Below are 21,721 nucleotides of genomic sequence, written 5' to 3' on the forward strand. Positions count from 1 at the left end.
TCTTAATTATTTGAGAATTATATGATTCCATAAAACATTTCTAAAATTGCATCTTGTACACCCTTTGTGTAGAAAAAGTAGAAATCTTCACTACAAACAAAGCTCATAATTTCTTTTTTTTTGGCGTTTTTAATTAGCATACTTCTTATTCTAAATGTAAACTCTATAAAATCTGTATATTCGCATAGTTTATTTTTAATAATATTAGACATAAAAAGCGCTGTTTTAGGACTACCATTTTTAGTATGTAATGCGAATTTCATATTAGATGTATCTTTTTGAACAGGTGTTACAAACAACCCTTGTTTATAATCTGCGCAATATACATATAGCTTACATTCGCTATCACAGTATTTTTTTATACTCTCATTTGTCTCCTCACTGTTTGTAGCAATAATTACAATATGATTTTTATCCACATAACTTTCATCATATTCATCTTTTATTAATTTTATGTTACTACTATTCTTCAATTCATTAAATTCTTTGCAAAATTCTTTTGAAACCACTGTAATATTGCAACCTTCTCTTAAAAAAGTTCTGCACTTTATAAAAGCGGCCTCTCCACCACCTACAATGAGTATATTAGTCTTATTTGCCAGTAATGATATCATCATATAATTTATTGCTGAAAGATCCTGCTTATTATGTCCTCGCATTGTTTAGACCTCCCCATCAGATGTTCTTCCTTTAGCACAACAATCGCTCTATTTACATATGCATTCGAAGTACTCTTCAAAAGCACCTCTGCTAATTTTTCATTATCCTTTGTCTCTTTTTTATGCTTAAATGTAGTAAGCCTTTCTTTGTAAACATCATCACCAATATGTCTTATCTTTTTTATAAAAGGAGTTAGCTCTTCTATAGTTTTCCATTCTATATAATCTTTTATAGCCTTGTCCACAATGTATCTATTATTTTTCATTGATGCTACACGTCTTTTGTAATTTGCATCATGAATGTCTCCTAGCATATCGATATCATACACTTCATATAATGGGTTCTCACTTACTATTTCTTCTATATCTCTTGGTACAGCCAAATCAAATAATAATAAACTCTTGTTTGGCAAATCATCTAGATGAATAACTGTATGAGGAGCCGTTGTACAAGATATAACACAATCAGCATATTCGTAATATTTTTGCAAATCATTAAAAGGTATTATTTTTACTCTTGGATCTTCTATGTTAACTTTTTTAGAATCTCTAACTGCAATATATAACACATCAATATTTTTTTCTAATATGTATTTTGATGTTAACTCTCCTACTGCTCCATACCCTAAGACCATAAATTTTTTGTGACCTATTTCTATTGCCTTTTTTACCACCATTGAAGAGGAAGAGACTGGTATTTCACTTATTTTAGATTCAGTTCTAAAATGTTTTCCACAAGCAATAGCATTCTCAAAAAGTCTCTGAAGTTCCTTTTTATTTGATTTTAATCCTTTAGCAATTTCATATGCATCCCTAACTTGCCCAAGTATTTGGTCTTCTCCAAGGAGTAGTGAATCAAACCCACAAACAACTTCCATTAGATGTTGCACCGCTTTATCTCCCTTATAATTAACTACACATTTTATTAGATTTTCATCCCAATTTAATGCCTTAAAGATTTTTTTTATTATTTCATCATCCATTGACTTAAAATATATTTCCGTCCTATTGCATGTACTTAAAATAACAGCCTCTTCACAAATGCTTAAAAGAGCCTCTAAAGATTTTTCTTGACGTTTAGGTATAATTGACAATTTTTCTCTAATTTCTATTTTCACATCATGTTTTAGTCCTATAAGTTGTATCATTAATATCATCTCCAAAATTACATACCTATTCCTAATGTTTCGTTCCTCATATTTTACATTTAATTTTCATGTTTTATATTTTATAACTTATACTTTATATATTCATATATCTGTATATTTCATATATTGCGTATATTATTACTAAATAAAACAATGATCCATACATTAATTTTATTGAATCAATTATATGTTCTTTACTTAAATCTTTTATTTTGTTTCCTAAAGTCGGTTTATACATTTTCTCACCAAAATATACATTTGTACCACCTAATTGAACTTTCATGGCTCCCGCAACTGCAGCTTCTGGATAAGCACAATTAGGGCTTTTATGATTTTTTCTATCCCTTATCATTACCTTTATACTATCACCAATATTTCCATGAACTATTGGCGAAGCAAAACAAATTAGAAATCCAGTTACTCTGGCAGGCACAAAATTAAATATGTCATCTGTTTTTGCTGGAAAGAATCCGATATATTTATACTTTTTATTCATATATCCAAGCATTGAATCCATAGTATTTATACCCTTATACATCATCGCTATTGGAGCTCCCCCTAGTATTGCATAAAGAATAGGAGCTATAACACCGTCTGATGTATTTTCTGCAATAGTCTCCACATCTGCTCGTATAATCTCATATTCACTTAGTTGTTTTGTATCTCTACCTACAATGTATGATAATTTAACCCTAGCATCATCAATATCATTTTTAACCAATGAATCGTAAACTTTAATACCTTCCTTGTGGAGACATTTCGTAGCTATTGTTGTCCACAACAATATTATATTAAAAGTGTGGTATAACAAAAAAAACTTACTGCAAAGTTTTAAGATTATAAATGGTACTAAAAAGCTAGAAAAGGCCACTACAACTACAATTAGCCCTCCAAATGCTTTCAGTTGCCTGTCTGTTTTACATAATTTTCTACCCATCTTATCTAACTTAGATATTAGTTTTCCTATATAAATGACAGGATGTTTAAACCAATATGGATCTCCAATTAATAAATCTAATATAATTGCCAGTATTAAATCTATTATATTCATAATAAATAGCATTTCCATTCTAAATCCTCACTATCTTAATTTCGTAATATTTCTTATTTATTGTTTTATTAGTTATTAACTGTCCCTCGCTTTATCATTTCTTTTTATTCCTATAATTTTATAAATTGAGTCCATATCTATATTGTCTCTTACTAAGTCTGCTAGTTTGTCTAATTCCTTCTCCCTTAGACTTTCATAAACCTTAGACTTCTTAGGTTCCATGCCTTTCTTTATTCTTAGCTTATTAATAATGTATTCTCTGAACTCTGTCCCGTCTAAAACTCCATGAATATATGTACCCATAATATTCCCTCTTTCATTAATTGCTCCATCAAGCGATGATGATTGTTCGCCTTCCGTGGAAGTTCGCTCACCATTTCTACTATATATTTCAAAAAGTGGTTTTGCTTTATTCCCATAACTACATTTACCCATATGTATTTCATAACCGTAAGTTTTAATGCTTATATTATGTAATCCGTTCATCTTTTCATTTTTGTAACTTATGTCGCTCGCAGATCCTATATTAATGCTACGAGCCTTTACTCTTGTAGTTATTTTCTCATCAGCAAACACTGTATCTATGTCTAAAAGTTTCATACCTTCAGTTTTTTGTAAACTTCCTTCAATACCACTCGGGTCATATAAACTATTCCCAAGCATTTGATATCCTCCACAAATGCCTAATATATTACCTTTTGCACTGTATTGCTTAATAACATCTACAATTCCTATATTTTCCAAAGCAATCATATCGTCAATAGTATTTTTTGTTCCCGGTATTATAAGTAGATCTGGATTACCAAACTCTTCTTTAGTTGTAATAAATCTCACAGATACATCTTCCTCACTCTTTAAAGCATCGAAATCAGTAAAATTAGATATATGGGGTAATTTTATTACAGCAACATCAATAGGTGCGGTTATTTTTTTATTAAATTCTACTGCACCATCTTCATCTTCGAGTTCTAATCTAAAGTAAGGCACTACTCCAACGCATGGAATATGAATAATGTCCTCAAGCATTGTAAGTCCAGGTTTTAGTATTTCTAGATCTCCCCTAAATTTATTTATAATAGTAGCTTTAACCCTTTTTTTCTCAACATCACTTAGCAAAAGCATAGTTCCCGCAAGCGATGCAAATACTCCGCCCTTATCTATATCTCCTACAAGTATTACAGGTGAGTCTATAAGTTCAGCCATTCCCATATTTACTATATCTCTATCTCTTAAATTTATTTCTGCAGGACTGCCTGCACCTTCCATTACTATAATATCAAACTTCTTCTCTAATTCTTCAAACTGCTTTTTTAACATATCTTTAAACTCTAATTTTATATTATGATATTGCATAGCTGTGCTATTTCCATAAACTTTTCCGTTAACAATAATTTGACATTTTTTATCTGAGGTAGGCTTTAATAAAATTGGATTCATAAATACCTGTGGTTCAATTCCTGCGGCATAAGCTTGAAGTACCTGTGCACGCCCCATTTCTTTTCCGTCTAATGTAATATAAGAATTAAGTGACATGTTCTGTGACTTAAAAGGACAAACGGAAAACCCATCTTGTTTTAAAATTCTGCACAGTGCCGTAACTATTATACTTTTTCCTACAGATGAAGCGGTTCCTTGGACCATAATTTTAGCCATTACTTTTTACCCCTTCCCTCATCATTGTTATACTTTTTTCTCAAAACAAAAAAACAGCAAGCTTTCACACCTGCTGTTATGTACAAAATTGTCTTTGTACTAACTTAAATTCTACAAGTTCTTTCCCTCCGAAAGCTTAATATCATTGCTTTAGGCAGGTCTCCTGACTCTTAATTTACGATTTCTTTTACATCATACCATTCCAGGTAATCGTTAAAGATTTCTTGATTAATTACAGTAGCGGGGGCTGCTGTGGACTTACACCACATTCCCTTTTCACCTTATGGAGTAGCTAACTCAGCTACTCCTAATAGGCACCTAAAACATCTATTTATTTTTTTATCTCTATGTTTTTATATACAATTAAGTTCATCTAAATTCTTTGTTTTATATAATTTCTACAGAATAAGTTTATAACATTACTTTAGTTATGTCAATGCATAAACATTTCAAATACTTACATTGAAATCAAATCAATCTAAATTAATTTGGCTCGTAAAAACATAGCTTTTTTACCTAGTTCTGTAAATTTAGCTTCATATTCTGTTACTATATTATCTTTGAAATCGCTCTTATGCAAATCATAAGTAGAATATAATATTTCAAAACCACATTCTTTAAAATATTCTATCGAATCATTAAACAATTCAAAATCATCCGTTTTGAACCATACCTCAGATCCAGGTTTTAAAAATTTCTTGTAGTTTGTTAAGAACTTAGTGTGAGTTAGTCTTCTCTTGTTATGCCTTTCTTTAGGCCATGGGTTACAAAAATTTATATATATTTTACTTATCTCATCCTTTGAAAATACATCATCAATAAGCATAATGTTTAAAGGCATAAGACGTACATTTATATCTTCTTGCCCTTTAATTTTTCTTACCTCTATAACCTTTCTAAGAGCAAACACTAATACCTCATCTTTTAAATCTATACCTATAAAATTAATATCAAGGTTTTGCTTAGATTTTTCTGATATGAATTTACCCTTACCACAACCTAGTTCTAAATATATTTCATTATTGTTTTTAAATTCTTTACTCCAATTTCCTTTGTGATCATATTGATCTGTTATTACAATATGACTAGCTTCCATTTCTGGCCTAGCCCAATATTTTTTTCTTAGACGCATATATTTTCTCCTTATATTTTAAATAATAAAAATCACTCTGTAATTTTTCTTGAATTTACATTAAACTAAAATATTTCTGCAATCTTTATGAAGATATTAAATAACCATGCTGATGGTGCTTGCACAATATAAGTAAAAACTGATTGTTGCCCTGGTAATATAGGTAACATCAACACAATAAATATTAAAAATTGATATTTGTAAATAGAATCTGATAATTCATTAAAAAACTTTGGAAATAGATCTCTAACTATATGAAACCCATCAAATCCTGGTATTGGAACTAAATTAAGAAAAAACAACATGCAATTTATAGATCCTGTAAATTGTATTATTAACATAATAATGTTATATATTTCGCCCGGGCCTTGAACTGGCGAAAATTTATAGAATAAAACTGTTAATACAGCAAATACAAAACCCAGTATCAAATTTGCAAATGGTCCTGCAAAAGAAACCAACAAATCATCCTTATAGTAATTTTTATAAGCACTAGGATTTGTCTGAACAGGTTTTGCCCAACCAAATCCTGTAATTAGGATTAAAATAAATCCCATTAGGTCTATATGTGCTATAGGATTTAATGTAATTCTTCCTTGAAATCTTGGAGTCTTATCTCCTAACCTATCTGCAATGATCGCATGAGCATACTCATGAAAAGTAAATGCTAACAAGATTGCTGGTATCATTAAAACTTTATATAATATTTGTTGTGTATCCAAATTTGTTCCTCCTCATATTGCTTAGAATAATAACAACTATTAATTATTATTCACCTTATTAACGCATGATAAAATCTTCATTATTTCAAATATCTAACATACCTATTATAACAAAGTTTATTGTTATTTGAAATTTAATATTCTTAAACCACATTATTATATTATTTTAGATAAACTTTTTCTTTTTTTAAACAGATTAACTACTAAACTTACTTTTTTAAGTTCTGTAATATATAATAAGTAAAAACTATGCCAAAGGCATAGTTTTTACTTATTATATGCACCTACTTATTTAAAAGGAACAAACTTTGCTTTGCTGTTTGATATAGCAACTAATCCCTTAGTATACAATTGAGATAACTTTCCTGAATAACTAGTTTGTGTTCCAGAACTAATTTCTGTTAATACACCTTTAAGTGCATCATTTTGATATACTTTACCAGTACATGAAACAAATAAATCATCCTTTGCAACTGGATTTTTCAAATTAAACACTTTCCATTGCTGAGTATTCTCTGTTGTTTTACCATAGTAAATTTTGCTTACCAAATTATCTTTTAATTCTCCAACATACACATTATCATCATCATCAGTACCAATTAACGTAAGTTTATCTACACCATCAATATTTATTGATTCCTGACTGCCAGTGACATATATTTTATTATATATTAATCCTTCATAAACCAACTTATCCTCATGATGAACTAATGCTATATTACTTACAATATTAGGTATTGTATTAATTTTTGTAATATCACCCATTCTATCTATTCTATATATCTTGCTCTTATTACCATTATTAGATACATTTATATAAGTAATCCCAGTTAAAGTTGATAATTGAATATCTTCAACTACAGGTTTTGTACCACCCCAAGCTAAATCTTTCACCTTTAATTTTTCTTCTTTTAATACATCATAAGAGTATAATACTAAATTACTAGCCTCATCATCACTCTTCTTCTCTACTAAAAGCATTCTATTTCTATCTGGGAGCCATTCTGAAAAAGTTATTTCTGATCCATCTTCTGCCTCTACACTTTTAACTTTTCCATCCCTACAATTAACAATTTTTAATTTATTGGCTTGATTATAAGATAAATACTTAGCATCATAGGATGCTAAAACATTCTCTGAATTTTCAGGTATTTTAATATCTATATTTTTTAATTTATCACTATTGTCTTCAACAACTTTTTTTGTAACCACTTTTGAATCTGTAGACAGATAATAATTATTTAAATAAAAAAGCCCTATACATTGTAGTGATAAAGATACTATTATCCATACAATTATTCTTTTTAACCATTTCATAATATTTTCTCCTTTAATTTAAAATATCCTAAAATCAAACTTCACTCTATTTTCTGCTCTCAACATATATTATTGATGGTACCGATCTCTCCCCCAAGCTGTCACAAGGATTGTTTATTACTTCATCATCATAAAATAGTGTAGAAGAAGAACCTCCATCTAAGTTAGTTGCATTATAAGCTCCATAATCATATAACACGTCTTGTACTTCTTTTAATGTAGCTCCTAAGCTATTTACATGTCTTCCATCAATAACGAGCATTATAATAGCTCCATCTTTTCTCTGTGCTATAGCTGTTCTAGGTGCTATTCCCCAGCCACCATCGCCCTTAGTTATAGTCTTCTTTCCATTAACTATCAGTGCTGGCCCAAACGATACTGCCTCATTCACTCCGCTACTTTTCATTTCTTTAATGCTATGAGGTCCGACTAATAACTCACCTGCTTTAGTAAATGCTACAACTTGCCTTTTTTCATTTTCATTTTTTATATTATTATAAACAATTTTTCCATTAGTCATTATAACACCCGCTGGGTTAGCTCCTGTTCCTGTCCATTTTGATCCAGTCGCCTCATCAGTAAATCCACCACCATTAATTGCTGCAATGGCATTATTATCTTTTGCAATGTCACTTGTTAGTTGACCTTCTACTCCAATCTTACTACTATAACCTACTTTTATTCTAGTTGGGTCATTAATTACTAATATGTACCCCTTAAATTTATTTCCAGATACATCATATCTTTCTATGTTATTATCATTTTTATTTTTTACCTTTACACCGTTTAAATTATCTTGAACTAAAGATTCAACCTTCTGATCGCTCATAATCTGTTTGATTTTCGTCTTTGATAAAAATAATGTAGCTATCCATTGGGTTTTAAGTGTAGTCATTGCCGCACCTACCACTGTAGTCCTTACATTCTTAAACGGCCCATAATAAACCACAAATGGACCTGTAATGGTTGTGAAAACTAATTCAAAAATAACAAATAATAAAACAAGTGTGCTCGATCTTCTTTTGGTCTTTTCACATTTCTTTATTTTTCTCATGTTTCCCATCCTTTTCTTTATTATGTACTACCATATTGTACAGTAAAACTGCATATTTGAACACAAAATTTAAATGTAGTTTTTGTAAACACGACTACAATACTACAATTTCATACAAAAAAAGAGTATAAATTTTTATACTCTTTCCCGTAAAAATGAATTTTTACAATTTTTTGGAACCTTCGTATGCTAATGGAGATCTTTCACATTCATCATATTTTAAGGTTACTTGATAACACAATTCACTACCTTTCATCTTTTCAGAAGCGTAACACAATCCATTTGATCTTGAATCAAGAAAAGGATGATCTATTTGCTCTGGGTCACCTATTAGTATTAATTTAGTTCCCTCACCAACTCTAGTTATTATTGCTTTAACTTGTTTTGGTGACAAGTTTTGTGCTTCATCTATAATAACCCAATTTTTAACTATCGACCTTCCTCTAAGATAAGCAACAGCCTCGGTAGTTATAATCCTTCTTTCAAATAAATCTTTTATTTTGTCTAATAACTGTTTTTCATTTTTGTAACGCTCTTTCTCATCTGATTCCACAAGTATCTCTAGATTATCAAATATCGGTCTCATGAAAGGTGATATTTTTTCTTGCTCCGTTCCTGGCAAAAAACCTATTTCTTCATCCATAGTAACATTTGGTCTACAAATTAGAATTCTTCTGTAATGCTCATTATTTTCTTGTAATATCTTTTGTAAACCTACTGCTAGCGAAAACAAAGTCTTCGCTGTTCCTGCAGGGCCTTTAATAATTACAAGTGGTGCTTTTGCAGCATCAATAGTTAAAGCTTCCATCATAAATTTCTGTCCCACATTTCTTGATGAGATGCCTAAAGGCTTACTATCTTTATTATAAAGTGGTACTATGTTTTTACCATCATACCTACCCAATGCAGTTTGTTTAGGATTCTGCATTGAATGAATAATTAAAAATTGATTTGTGTATAAAGATGGTATATTATATTTCTCAAATTCTTCATCATATTTAAGTAAATCATCAAATGATATAATTTTATTGCTATAAAATTCTTGAAGTTTTTCTGGAGATACAAATACCTCTGCCCTTCCAGTATATTGATCATCATATTCAGGTACAAATTTTTCATAATAATCTTCCACATTAATATCTACGGCATCAGCCTTTATACGTAAAAATATATCTTTTGTAATTAACCATACATTCTCACCCTGTTCTTTAAGACCTTTGCATACTTGTAATATCCTATTGTCAGCCTTTTCTTTATTCCAAGAAGCAGGTATTACAGCATCATGGTGATTCATTTCAACTCGTAGTCTTCCACCACTATCTAAATCAATACCCTCATTTAGTTTTCCTTGCTTGCGAAGTTTATCAATAAGTCTAGCTGAAGATCTAGCATTAGCTCCTAAATCACTTTTATCTTTCTTAAAACTATCCAATTCCTCCAATACTATCTCTGGTATTATTACATCATTCTCTCCAAATGATAATATGGCACTAGGTGAATATAAAATAACATTGGTATCTAGTACGTAGGTCTTTTTCAAATATCAGCACCCCTCTCTCTAATACTAATATATGTTACTTATTCTATAAATGAATTAAATATCAAATATAATTTAAAAATTTCATAAATTTATTTTCAAGAATTATTTTGACAAGTAATAGTTTTTATTATATAATAAATCTTATATTATACTTAATAATATTATAGGATGGTGTATATGGATAACATTACAACAGTTTTTAAAGAGAAAAAATTAAAGCTCACACCGCAACGTATTGCAGTCTATAAATATCTACAGTCTACAAAAGAACATCCCTCAGCTGAAGTGATTTATAAAGCTCTGCAACCAACATATCCTACTATGAGTTTAGCTACTGTTTATAAAGCATTAAAAACGCTTATAGAAGTTGGATTAATAATAGAGCTTAACGTAGGTGAAGGTAATTTTAGATATGATTGTAACACGTCTTCACATTCTCACATTCAATGCGTAAATTGTGGCAGAGTTGATGACATAGAAGGTATATCTTTTTCAAATGTACTTGAGGATGTAAAACAATATACAAACTACCAAGTTTTATCTACTAAAATATATTTCTATGGTGTTTGTGAAAATTGCAAAAAATAAAAAAATAAAGTATTTAGGTTTAAAGGAGTATTGAAATAAATTCATGCTCCTTTTTTCAATTTATATTTCATATTAACGATTCCATTATCACTACACTATTGAAGTTTTTTAAGGCTCATTTAATTTTTTCGTAAATTCATCTCCCAACTTTAATATATATTTAATTATTATTAATTAAATATATAAATGTTACATATAATTAAGTGGGGGTGGAATATATGAAGTTACAAGTAATATTTTTCAAGAAAAAACTTATTTACTATGCTTTAGCAATTATTGCATTTACAATAATAACTACGTTCTTCTTATTTTTCAGAAAAGATTCAATAACTACATTTAACGTTGTTAATGAAAACAAAATGATGCAATCTGATCTAACAGGTGATGGAAATAAAGATATTCTCTACATAAAGACAGAAATGGCTAAATACTACATTCAAATTAATTCAGGAAATAATAGCTATTATCTAGAACCATCAAAGAAAATTGATACTGTAGGAAATAATTATACTGAGTGGCCAATGAGGATATCACTAATGGATATATCTAGAAACAATATTCCTGAAATATTTACCCAAGCTTCTGAAAATAATAAAGCGGTGCAACATGCATTTCTTTGGAATGGTAAAAAATTCAATGATATATTTTATAATACAAATAATCTATTAGGTTTTGTAGATAGTAAAAATAATAAAACGCCTAAAGTTATTTCGGGGACTCTTAATGATGGTAAAATAAATTTTAGAAGTTATATTTTTATTGAAAACAAAATGCAATCATTTGATTATAACTACTCAGATAATTACATGGGCAAAAATACAGTACTAGGATTTATTAATTTAATGTCATCCTTTCCAGTATCGGAATTAAATATATCAAAGGACATTTTTGCATCCGATTTAGATGGTAATGACATTTCACTACTAAGTGATTTATGCAGCCAAAAAATACATTTAAACTTTCAAGATGCCGTTTTTAAAGATACTGCTTGGGATAAGAATGGCAATACTAAATCAATTTTGTGGACATTAAACTTTAAAGGAACTAATGCAACTGACTTAAAAGGATCAAAAAACTATGTTATTGAATTAATTCTAAAACCTATACCTAATAATGATAAAACCTCCACCTTTAAAATCACCTCTATAAATTTAGATTAATCTAATAAAAATAATAACTTATATACTGTTAATATTCCTTCTTAAATTACAAAAGGGACCGAATATTCGGTCCCAACGGGGATGGGGGGTACGCATAAAATAAATTATTTTATGCAAATGGAGATTTTTCTCTCATTACATTTATAATATTAACCTTTTTAATAAGTTTTATTCATTAAAAAATACAATTCAAAATAAATTCATAAAAAAATAGTTTGCTAATAAATATGATTTTAAAAATACTAATGATTTGAATTAGCATTTCCTTCTACAATTTTATTTAGTGTTTCAAGTTTTTTATCATCTACTAGATGAGCTAATATATATATTAGCTGTCCCTTATCCTCATCCTCTAAATCTTCTAAAATATTATGTGTACTTTCTTTAGACACTGTATGTTTGAAATCAACATCATTATTTTGAATAGAATCAACATCTTCAAAAGAAACATTATTTTCAAAAGATTTAGTGTTTTCAAAAGAATTATTACTAGACATAGAATTCATAATATCACTAATATTTGAATTATTTAAATCTAAATTGTTCAAATCGATTCCAGATAACATATTTGAAATTTGACTTAAATCTATACTACCAATGCCTGAAAATATATCTGATAACCTGTTATCTTGCTCATCTTGTTTTGAATTTAATATTTCATTGTTTTGTTTCATACTATTATTATTTTTTACAACATTTTTTGCAACATTAGGCGTCGATTTTGCCTTACCCGTATTGGCATTATTTGAATCAGAACTGCTTGAATTTGCAGCATTGTTCTGATTATCTGTCATGTTATTACTTTGATTACCTAAACTACTCATAAGGTTTGCTAACATATTATTATCTTGTCCCCCTAAACCACCAATTAAACTTCCTAACATGTTATTATTTTGACCACCCAAACTGCCCATTAAATTTCCCAAGATATTATTGTCTTGGCCTCCTAAACTTGAAAGTAATCCTTCAATCATATTTCCACCATTACCGCCACCACTACTATTGGCTCCAAGAAAACTTGATAATAATCCCATTAAAGGATTTGCAGAATTTCCATTAAACATTTGTGCTAGTGGGTTGTTATCTGAACCATTATTACCATTCTCATTATTGTTATTGTTATTGCTACGATTGTTTGCATTACCATTATTACCGTTGTTATTATTCGTATTGTTATTATCGTTGTTACCATTATTACCGTTGTTGTTGTTGTTGTTGTTGTTGTTGTTGCCATTGTTTTCATTACTCATATTATTTCTATCACGTCTATGATGTTTTGACATATTTATCACCTCATTTATAAAATGGGAGAGCATAAAGCTCCCCCTGATTTTTTTTAATTAACAACCACAGCTTTTAACTGCATTTCCACCATATCCGCCTTTACAGAAACAAAAACCTAGGAATAACAATATTAGTAAAAACGCATTCTTGTTTTCAAGTAGACATGTTCTTTGAAGTATAATTAATAATATTATCGCACAAATCGGATTCGTGCATAGACTTCCTACTGGGCTTACTACTGGTGCTACAACTGTGTTTCGACAACATCTTTTTTTAGACATTTAAAACTCCCCTTTCTGGGCCAAATTTTAATGTGTTATATATTTCAGCTCTAGTTAAGAACAAATTAATTTATCTAATTGTTTGCTATAAATTATTTATCATAGTTATTCTTCGTCACAGCTATCTAAATTTATAATATTATTTGTGCAACCTTTGTTTTGTCTTCCATTACCGCTACTTACAAATAAAAGTATTAAAATTATTATCCAAATGCCACTTCCGCCGCCACATCCGCCACCTAATCCACCTAAGCCAAATATGCCATTTCCATTACTACTTCCTCCACATCTGCAAAGTTCCTTGCAGTGTTTAGGATCGCATCCGCAGACAGTGCCACTATCTTGTTGTCCTTGACCACAGAATAAGAATAATAAAACTATTATCCAAATTATTGAATTTCCGCCGCCACCACAATTGCCGTTATTTCCATTATTATTACAACTACAGCTTTTAGATCCATTTTTCTGAGAGTCGGCCAATCCACTTAATAAGCTGTTCATATCCATTTAAATTCCCTCCTTATAATTGTTTTTACCTTTAAACCTTTAAAATCTTTTTCTTTTGTTTTCTAATATATACTATTCTGTTAGAAATAAATTGACACAAGATTTTAAATAAAACTACAACAAAATATAATTTTTTCTCTTTGTGCATTGTCAAAAAACATAAAAAAAAATAGACCACATTACTTTGTGCCCTAAATATTAATTAGTAAGCACTCCATAGTATAAATCTATCTCTTAATATAGCTTGTTATTTTATTCATCAATGTGAGAATCTTTAAATATGCTTGTTAACAATTCTACTATACCAGTTTTTTTAAGTGATGAAATATTAACAATTTCTTCTTCTGCATCTAATTCAAGAGTTTCCCTTATCAGCTTATTATTTTTTACAAGTTCTGCTCTGTTTAACTTATCTTTCTTGGTTGCAACTATTACAACCTCATATCCAAAATGCTTAATCCATCCATACATTAAAACATCATCTTCAGTTGGCTTACGTCTACAATCCACGAGTAATGCTACTTTTTGAAGCTGAGGCCTACGAACTAAATAGTCCTCCATCATTAATCCCCATTTAGATTGTTCACTTTTAGATACTTTAGCATATCCATAACCTGGCAAATCAACAAAATAAAAACTATCATTTATTAAGAAAAAGTTAATAAGTCTAGTTTTGCCAGGGGTACCACTAACCTTAACCAATTTACGCCTATTAGTTAAAGAATTTATTAAGGATGACTTGCCCACATTGGACCTACCAACAAAAGCATACTCTACCCTATTATCTGTGGGATACTGAGAAGGTTTTACTGCCGAAATTATGAATTCAGATTGTTTTATCTCCATTATTTATCTCTCCAATTAATGCATTTTCAAGTACATCTTCTACTTTACTTGCAATTATGAATTTTAGTTTAGCTCTAATGCTCTTTGGTATCTTTTGTATATCTTTTTCATTTTCTTTAGGTATTATTATTGTGTCAATGCCAGCTCTATATGCAGCCAACGTTTTTTCCTTAAGCCCACCAATAGGTAGTACCCTTCCTGTTAGCGTGATTTCTCCTGTCATCGCCACATTGTGTTTTACCCTTCTATTAGTTAAAGCAGAAACCATTGCAGTTATCATAGTTACACCTGCTGATGGACCATCTTTAGGCACGGCTCCCTCTGGCACATGAATATGAATGTCTTTATTCTTATAAAATTCCTTATCTATATTATATCTATCTGCATTGGCCCTAACATAGCTATATCCAGCCTTAGCAGATTCTTTCATAACATCACCTAATTGCCCTGTAAGTTGAAGTTTACCTGTCCCATCCATAGCACATACCTCTACGGGCAAGGTTACACCACCAACTTCAGTCCATGCAAGCCCAGTTACAACACCTATAGCATCTTCTGTATCTGCCTTATCATAAGTATACAAAACTGCCCCTAAATGCTTCTTAACACTTGTTGTAGTAACATTAATTTTTTCCTTGTTTTTTTCTACCATTTCTGTTATTACCTTTCTAATAACAGAAGCGATTTGTCTTTCAAGACTTCTAACACCTGATTCTCTAGTATAATTTTCAATAATACAGCTAATTGAAGTATCAGAAAAAGTGATTTTGTCACCTTCCATATTATGTTCCTTTAACATCTTTGGAATAAGATGATTTTTTGCAATGTGGAATTTTTCTTCTGATGTATACCCAGATACTTCAATTACTTCCATCCTATCAAGCAATGCTCTTGGAATAGTATCTAATTTATTTGCAGTAGTTATAAACAATACCTTTGACAAATCAAAATCTAATTCTAGGTAGTGATCCCTAAAACTTGCATTTTGTTCACTATCCAAAACCTCTAAAAGTGCATCTGCAGGATCGCCTTGAGAATCACTACTCATTTTATCAATCTCATCTAGCAAAAATAAAGGATTTTTAGAACCTGCTTGTTTCATAGCATATATAATTCTACCAGGGATTGCTCCCACATAAGTTTTTCTATGTCCTCTAATTTCAGCTTCATCCTTCACTCCACCGAGTGACATTCTAACAAAATTTCTATTTAATGCATTTGCTACAGATTTAGCTATAGATGTTTTTCCAACTCCTGGTGGTCCAACCAAACAAAGAATAGGTCCCTTCAAAGTTTTACTTATTTTTTTAACTGCTAAATATTCTATTATTCTTTGTTTCACTTCATCAAGTCCATAATGCTCCGTATCAAAAATCTTTCTAGCCTTTTTAATATCAATATTATCTTTAGTCGATTTATTAAAAGGTAAAGCTAATATCCAATCTAAATATGATCTTGTTACTCCACTCTCAGCAGAATAATTTCCCGAAGTTTTTAATTTATTTAATTCATAATCTGCTTTTTCTTTTGCCTCTTTAGGTAATTTGGCCTTTTTTATCTTAGTCTCATATTCTGATATTTCTTTCTTATTTTCATCATCTTCACCTAATTCTTCTTGTATAGCCTTCATTTGTTCTCTTAAATAATATTCCTTTTGAATTTTATCAATTCGAACTTTAACTTTTGTTTCTATCTTTTTCTCTATTTTTAATACTTCAACCTCATTTTTTAATATAATTAATAATTTTTCTAATCTTTTAGTGACATCTAATATTTCAAGCAATTCCTGTTTTAGCTCTGGCTTTAGTGTTAAATAAGAACTTACAATATCACAATATTTTCCTGGATCTTCTGTTTCTTCTAAAGTGAATAAAGCATCTGGAAAATTGTTAACTGACAAGTTTATATATTCCTCAAAACATTTATCTATAATTTTAATATATGCCTTACATTTTTTATCATCTAAGCAATCTTCATCTTCAATTATTTCCACTTCAACCTTTACAAAAGATTCCTTATCTTTGTACTCAGATATCTTACCTCTTTTTATTCCTTCAACTAGTACCCTAATTGTATCTCCTGGCAACTTTAATATTTGTTTTACATTACAAATAGTACCAATATTATATATATCCTTTTCTTCTGGTTGTTCAATTTTTGATACTTTTTGTGAAGCCAGAAAAATTTCTTGTTTGTTTTGCATTGCATCTTCTAATGCAAGTATAGATTTTTTCCTACCAACATCAAAGTGCAACACCATAAATGGAAATATATTCATACCTCTTAGTGGAATTAGCGGAAGAACTTTTACATTTTTGTCCATATTTCTCCCTCTTTTCTATCTTATATTTATCGTCTTTTATAAATTCAAGATCAATTTTTGATTTTGCATTAAGTACAAGTAATCAACTATAAAAAATTATTCGTTATATTCTTATAGTTACACTATTATATTATACCTATAATATACCTGTTTTTCAATACCAAAGGCTGTAAAATAAATAAGACACATGAAAATAAACAAACAGTCAATGGTGCTATTCATATTTTGTATCATAGCAAAGAGGATATTCTAGACTACTAGTTGTTATACCTGTAGCTGTTTCTCTAAGCTGTGTATGACCTAAAATAGAATAACATACTAACCTATTATTTATTTGCATATGCCTAATACAATCTTCTATAATTAATATGGGATTACTTTTTTTTATAAAACTACTAGCTAAATTTTAATATTTATTTTGAAATATTAACAGTACATCAAAGAGCTTAAAACTTTAGTATCAATATAGTTAAAGTTTTAATGACTCAGCTGCTATCACATCAACCTCTGGTTCAAATGTACTTGTGATATTTTTAGAACTCTCTTGAAGTAATGCTTCTTGAATTACCTCGCTTATACTACTTACTGGTATAATTTTAATACCCTCAATATTATTAAAACTATCCTGCCAATTGTCACAAGGAATAATGACTCTAGTAGCTCCTGCTTTCTTTGCAGCTGCAATTTTAGCATTAACACCACCAATTGGTAATACATTGCCATGGATTGATATTTCTCCAGTCATTGCAATCATATTATCAACTGGTATACCTTTTATTGCACTGTATATTGCAGTTGTTATGCTTACGCCTGCCGAAGGTCCGTCCACAGGTGATCCACCTGGAAAATTTACATGAATATCATAATCATCACAATCTAAGTTAAAATATTTTTCGAGTACTGTAACAACATTCTCTACTGAAGATCTTGCAGTACTCTTACGCCTAAGTTTTTTGTTCGCACCGTTACTTATCTCTTCCTCTTCAATAATTCCCGTGATTTTAAGAACACCTTTTCTTAGTTTTACTTTTTTTGCACTAGCTTCAATTTCCATTACAGCTCCAATATTTGATCCGTAAACTGCCAAGCCATTTACATATCCTACTTGTGGTTTATCTGATATTCTAGATTCCATCCTTGGAGAGTACTGTCCATTCTCTATAACCCATTCAATGTCCTCAATGCTTACCTCATCTCGTTCATCATTAATAGCCATTCCACTAGCAAGTTGAATTAAATTAACAGTATCACGTCCATTGCTGGAATATTTACCTACAAGCTTTAATGCTTTATCAGAAATTTTAAGACCCATTTTACTTATTGAATTTGATGCAATAGTTTGCAATTCTTCCGGAACTAATGCTCTAAAAAATATTTCTATACATCTTGATCTTATTGCCGGCATTATTTCTTCTGGATTACGTGTAGTTGCACCTATTAACCTAAAATCAGCTGGAAGTCCTTCATCAAATACCTCTTTTATGTAAAGAGGCATGTTAGGATCATCCCCATTATAATAAGCACTATCTAAAAATACTTTTCTATCTTCTAATACTTTAAGTAACTTATTCATTTCTATAGGATGTAGTTCCCCAATTTCATCAATAAATAGGATTCCGCCATGGGCTTTAGTAACTGCTCCAGGCTTGGGTTGGGGAACACCTGCCACTCCAAGTGGACCAGCTCCTTGATAGATAGGATCATGAACCGATCCAATAAGTGGATCTGCTATTCCCCTCTCATCAAATCTAACAGTGGTTCCATCTATTTCTACAAACTTAGAAGCTTCATTAAATGGAGATTTTTCTCTTCTTTTAGCGTCTTCAAGCACTAATCTAGCTGCAGCTGTCTTTCCTACTCCAGGTGGTCCATAAATTATAACATGTTGAGGATTAGGACCACAAATTGCTGCTTGTAATGCCTTAATTCCTTTTTCTTGACCTATAACCTCTGAAAATTTTGTTGGTCTACTCTTTTCTGTAAGTGGTTCCGTAAGACTTATCTTTTTCATCCGTCTTAAATTTTCCATTTCTTTTTTATTTTCCTTATTAACAACTACCTTACTACTTTGTTGAGTCTTTAATGCATTAAAAAAATATAAACCAATAACTACTGTAAAGAAAAGTTGCACTGCCATTAAAATTTTTGTTGTCATATTATTTCAAGTTTAATATTGAATACATTAAACTAATCCTCCTCCGCATATTAAATTTGCATATTTTAGTAAATATTGCATCTTCTTATATTATGCACAAATAATATCTAATGTATTCTTCTTTCTTCAAAAAAATCTTAATTTCATATGACTTATAATGTATGAATAAATAAATCTACATTTATTTTAAACATGACGTTGTTACATTATTAGAGAATTGATAATTCGGCAATTTTTAAATAATAAAAAAAAGATAGATAATAATCCATCTTTTTTCATTACTTATTATGCTGTTTCTGTGCCTTTTTTTGTCTTAATTTTTTTTGTAACTTTTATTTTTTCTCTTTTGCCGTTTTCAGCTAAAACTAATTCTGGATTTCTAGTTTTAATAGTATCCGCATTAATTATAACTTTAGCTACTTCTTCATTAGAAGGAATATCAAACATGATTTCTTTCATCGTGTCTTCTATTATAGATCTAAGACCACGAGCTCCGGTTTCTCTTTTAATAGCTTCTTTTGCAATAGCTCTTAAGGCTTCTTCTTTAAACTCTAATTCCACATTATCCATTTCAAACAATTTCTTATATTGCTTTATAAGTGCATTTTTAGGTTCACTAAGAATACTAACTAATGCCTCTTCATCTAAAGCTTCAAGTGTAACTACTATAGGAAGTCTACCTACAAACTCTGGAATTAATCCAAATTTGAGTAAATCTCCAGGCATTATAGCCTTAAGTAACTCACCTATGTTTACTTCTTCTTTTGATTGTATTTCAGCCCCAAAACCAACTGATGTAGTTCTAGTTCTTTTTTCTATGATTTTATCAAGACCGTCAAACGCTCCTCCACAAATAAATAATATATTAGCAGTATTTATCTGAATAAATTCTTGATGAGGATGCTTTCTTCCACCTTGTGGTGGTACTGATGCTGTAGTACCTTCTAATATTTTAAGTAATGCCTGTTGAACTCCTTCTCCAGATACATCCCTAGTTATAGATGGGTTCTCAGATTTCCTTGCAATCTTATCGATTTCATCTATATAAATAATACCCTTTTCTGCCTTTTCTACATCATAATCAGCATTTTGTATTAGTTTAAGTAGAATATTTTCTACATCTTCTCCTACATACCCTGCCTCTGTTAAAGTAGTTGCATCTGCAATAGCAAAAGGAACATTTAAATATTTTGCCAATGTTTGAGCCAATAATGTTTTACCACAACCTGTAGGTCCAAGTAATAATATATTGCTCTTTTGAAGTTCAACATCACCTTCATTAACATTTGAATTTATTCTTTTATAATGATTATAAACAGCTACTGCTAGAGATTTTTTAGCTGTATTTTGTCCAACTACATAATCATCCATATATTTTTTTATTTCGGAAGGCTTAGGTAATGCCCCTAAATCTAATTCAACATCTCCCTGAAATTCATCTACAATTATTTCCGAACATAATTCTATGCATTCATCACAGATATATACTCCTGGTCCCGCAATTAATCTTCTGACTTGTTCTTGCGTTTTACCACAGAATGAACATTTAAGTTGTTTTTTTTCATCAAACTTTGTCATATTTTCACCTCTTCTTACTTTATTTTGTTTGATTTATTTCTTTTTAGTTATAACTTCATCTATTAAGCCATAATCCATAGCTTCTTGTGCACTCATGAAATAATCTCTTTCAACATCATGTTGAATTTTTTCTATTGGTTGTCCGGTTCTCTCACTGTATATTCTATTTAGTGTATCTTTAGTTTTCATAATTCGTTTTGCATGGATATCGATATCAGTTGCCTGACCTTGAAATCCGCCTAGTGGCTGATGTATTAAAATTTCACTATTAGGTAATGCAAATCTCTTTCCCTTTTCACCAGCATTTAACAAGAAAGATCCCATGGATGCTGCCATACCAATGCATATAGTTGAAACTTGTGGTTTAATATATTGCATTGTGTCATAAATAGCCATTCCTGATGTAATTGATCCACCTGGACTATTTATATATAAATAAATATCTTTATCAGGGTCTTCAGACTCTAAATATAATAACTGAGCAACTATTAAACTAGCAGTTACATCATTTACCTCTTCACCTAGAAAAATTATTCTTTCTTTTAATAATCTTGAATAAATATCGTAAGATCTTTCTCCCCTGTTAGTTTGTTCAACAACCATTGGCACCAAACTCATATAAATCACTCCTTTACTCTAATAATAATATTACTTTAAATCTTAATCTATTCCTAAATTATATCCCAAATAATTACTTTTAAACAATTATTTTTATCCTATATT

General features: G+C 30.0%; 19 protein-coding genes and 1 riboswitch. Of the genes, 2 read left to right on the top strand and 17 right to left on the bottom strand.

Annotation, left to right across the window (positions count from 1 at the left end; translation table 11 throughout):
* Positions 1 to 17 precede the first annotated feature (17 nt).
* The 9 genes from KPL38_RS05420 to KPL38_RS05460 all read right to left on the bottom strand — a co-directional run bounded on the left by KPL38_RS05420 (position 18) and on the right by KPL38_RS05460 (position 10,276).
* Complete coding sequence (locus KPL38_RS05420) at positions 18 to 659, bottom strand: NAD(P)-dependent oxidoreductase (RefSeq protein ID WP_216287928.1); 642 nt, start codon at positions 657 to 659, stop codon at positions 18 to 20.
* Positions 623 to 1,807 carry a glutamyl-tRNA reductase gene (gene hemA, locus KPL38_RS05425; protein WP_216287930.1) on the bottom strand — a complete coding sequence of 395 codons (1,185 nt, stop codon included), beginning with the start codon at positions 1,805 to 1,807 and terminating at the stop codon, positions 623 to 625. The genes KPL38_RS05420 and hemA overlap by 37 nt, the downstream gene beginning before the upstream one ends.
* Positions 1,808 to 1,901: 94 nt before the next feature.
* Positions 1,902 to 2,852, bottom strand: a complete 951-nt coding sequence (gene cbiB / locus KPL38_RS05430; protein ID WP_216288000.1) for an adenosylcobinamide-phosphate synthase CbiB — start codon at positions 2,850 to 2,852, stop codon at positions 1,902 to 1,904.
* Positions 2,853 to 2,933: 81 nt separating this feature from the next.
* Positions 2,934 to 4,511 (bottom strand): cobyric acid synthase, encoded by a 1,578-nt coding sequence (locus KPL38_RS05435; protein ID WP_216287932.1) that lies wholly within the window; start codon positions 4,509 to 4,511, stop codon positions 2,934 to 2,936.
* A gap of 136 nt (positions 4,512 to 4,647) precedes the next feature.
* A riboswitch (cobalamin riboswitch) is annotated at positions 4,648 to 4,848 on the bottom strand.
* Positions 4,849 to 4,989: 141 nt separating this feature from the next.
* Positions 4,990 to 5,643 (bottom strand): tRNA (guanosine(46)-N7)-methyltransferase TrmB, encoded by a 654-nt coding sequence (gene trmB / locus KPL38_RS05440; protein ID WP_216287934.1) that lies wholly within the window; start codon positions 5,641 to 5,643, stop codon positions 4,990 to 4,992.
* A gap of 65 nt (positions 5,644 to 5,708) precedes the next feature.
* Positions 5,709 to 6,332 (bottom strand): site-2 protease family protein, encoded by a 624-nt coding sequence (locus KPL38_RS05445; RefSeq protein ID WP_216288001.1) that lies wholly within the window; start codon positions 6,330 to 6,332, stop codon positions 5,709 to 5,711.
* 321 nt (positions 6,333 to 6,653) lie between these two features.
* Positions 6,654 to 7,682 carry a hypothetical protein gene (locus tag KPL38_RS05450; protein ID WP_216287936.1) on the bottom strand — a complete coding sequence of 343 codons (1,029 nt, stop codon included), beginning with the start codon at positions 7,680 to 7,682 and terminating at the stop codon, positions 6,654 to 6,656.
* Between the two features lie 46 nt (positions 7,683 to 7,728).
* Positions 7,729 to 8,736 (bottom strand): phosphodiester glycosidase family protein, encoded by a 1,008-nt coding sequence (locus tag KPL38_RS05455; protein ID WP_216287939.1) that lies wholly within the window; start codon positions 8,734 to 8,736, stop codon positions 7,729 to 7,731.
* 163 nt (positions 8,737 to 8,899) lie between these two features.
* Positions 8,900 to 10,276, bottom strand: a complete 1,377-nt coding sequence (locus KPL38_RS05460) for a PhoH family protein (RefSeq protein ID WP_216287940.1) — start codon at positions 10,274 to 10,276, stop codon at positions 8,900 to 8,902.
* 177 nt (positions 10,277 to 10,453) lie between these two features.
* Between KPL38_RS05460 and perR the strand changes: the two genes are divergently transcribed.
* Together perR and KPL38_RS05470 are read left to right on the top strand one after the other, a co-directional pair.
* Positions 10,454 to 10,864: a transcriptional regulator PerR gene (perR, locus tag KPL38_RS05465; RefSeq protein WP_216287942.1), complete on the top strand. Its 411-nt coding sequence runs from the start codon at positions 10,454 to 10,456 to the stop codon at positions 10,862 to 10,864.
* 218 nt (positions 10,865 to 11,082) lie between these two features.
* Entirely contained in the window at positions 11,083 to 12,024 is a 942-nt protein-coding gene (locus tag KPL38_RS05470; RefSeq protein WP_216287944.1) for a VCBS repeat-containing protein, read from the top strand.
* 242 nt (positions 12,025 to 12,266) lie between these two features.
* Here KPL38_RS05470 and KPL38_RS05475 read toward each other — a convergent pair whose 3' ends face one another.
* From KPL38_RS05475 to clpP, 8 genes are all read right to left on the bottom strand, one after another.
* Positions 12,267 to 13,307 carry a hypothetical protein gene (locus tag KPL38_RS05475; RefSeq protein WP_216287952.1) on the bottom strand — a complete coding sequence of 347 codons (1,041 nt, stop codon included), beginning with the start codon at positions 13,305 to 13,307 and terminating at the stop codon, positions 12,267 to 12,269.
* A 57-nt stretch (positions 13,308 to 13,364) separates the two neighbouring features.
* Positions 13,365 to 13,589, bottom strand: a complete 225-nt coding sequence (locus KPL38_RS05480) for a hypothetical protein (RefSeq protein WP_216287954.1) — start codon at positions 13,587 to 13,589, stop codon at positions 13,365 to 13,367.
* A gap of 105 nt (positions 13,590 to 13,694) precedes the next feature.
* Positions 13,695 to 14,096: a hypothetical protein gene (locus KPL38_RS05485; RefSeq protein WP_216287956.1), complete on the bottom strand. Its 402-nt coding sequence runs from the start codon at positions 14,094 to 14,096 to the stop codon at positions 13,695 to 13,697.
* Positions 14,097 to 14,348: 252 nt separating this feature from the next.
* Entirely contained in the window at positions 14,349 to 14,942 is a 594-nt protein-coding gene (gene yihA / locus KPL38_RS05490; protein WP_216287957.1) for a ribosome biogenesis GTP-binding protein YihA/YsxC, read from the bottom strand.
* Positions 14,923 to 17,265: an endopeptidase La gene (lon, locus tag KPL38_RS05495; protein ID WP_216287959.1), complete on the bottom strand. Its 2,343-nt coding sequence runs from the start codon at positions 17,263 to 17,265 to the stop codon at positions 14,923 to 14,925. Before lon ends, yihA begins: the two co-directional genes overlap by 20 nt.
* A gap of 469 nt (positions 17,266 to 17,734) precedes the next feature.
* A complete protein-coding gene (lonB, locus tag KPL38_RS05500; RefSeq protein WP_216287961.1) occupies positions 17,735 to 19,420 on the bottom strand; it encodes an ATP-dependent protease LonB in 1,686 nt (561 codons plus the stop codon).
* Positions 19,421 to 19,705: 285 nt separating this feature from the next.
* Positions 19,706 to 20,998 (bottom strand): ATP-dependent Clp protease ATP-binding subunit ClpX, encoded by a 1,293-nt coding sequence (clpX, locus tag KPL38_RS05505; protein WP_216287962.1) that lies wholly within the window; start codon positions 20,996 to 20,998, stop codon positions 19,706 to 19,708.
* A 33-nt stretch (positions 20,999 to 21,031) separates the two neighbouring features.
* The gene (gene clpP, locus KPL38_RS05510; protein WP_216287963.1) at positions 21,032 to 21,616 is read right to left on the bottom strand and encodes an ATP-dependent Clp endopeptidase proteolytic subunit ClpP; all 585 of its coding nucleotides are present in this window, start codon (positions 21,614 to 21,616) and stop codon (positions 21,032 to 21,034) included.
* Positions 21,617 to 21,721 lie beyond the last annotated feature (105 nt).

The sequence above is a fragment of the Clostridium psychrophilum genome, from assembly GCF_018861705.1.
GTDB lineage: Bacteria > Bacillota > Clostridia > Clostridiales > Clostridiaceae > Clostridium_AD > Clostridium_AD psychrophilum.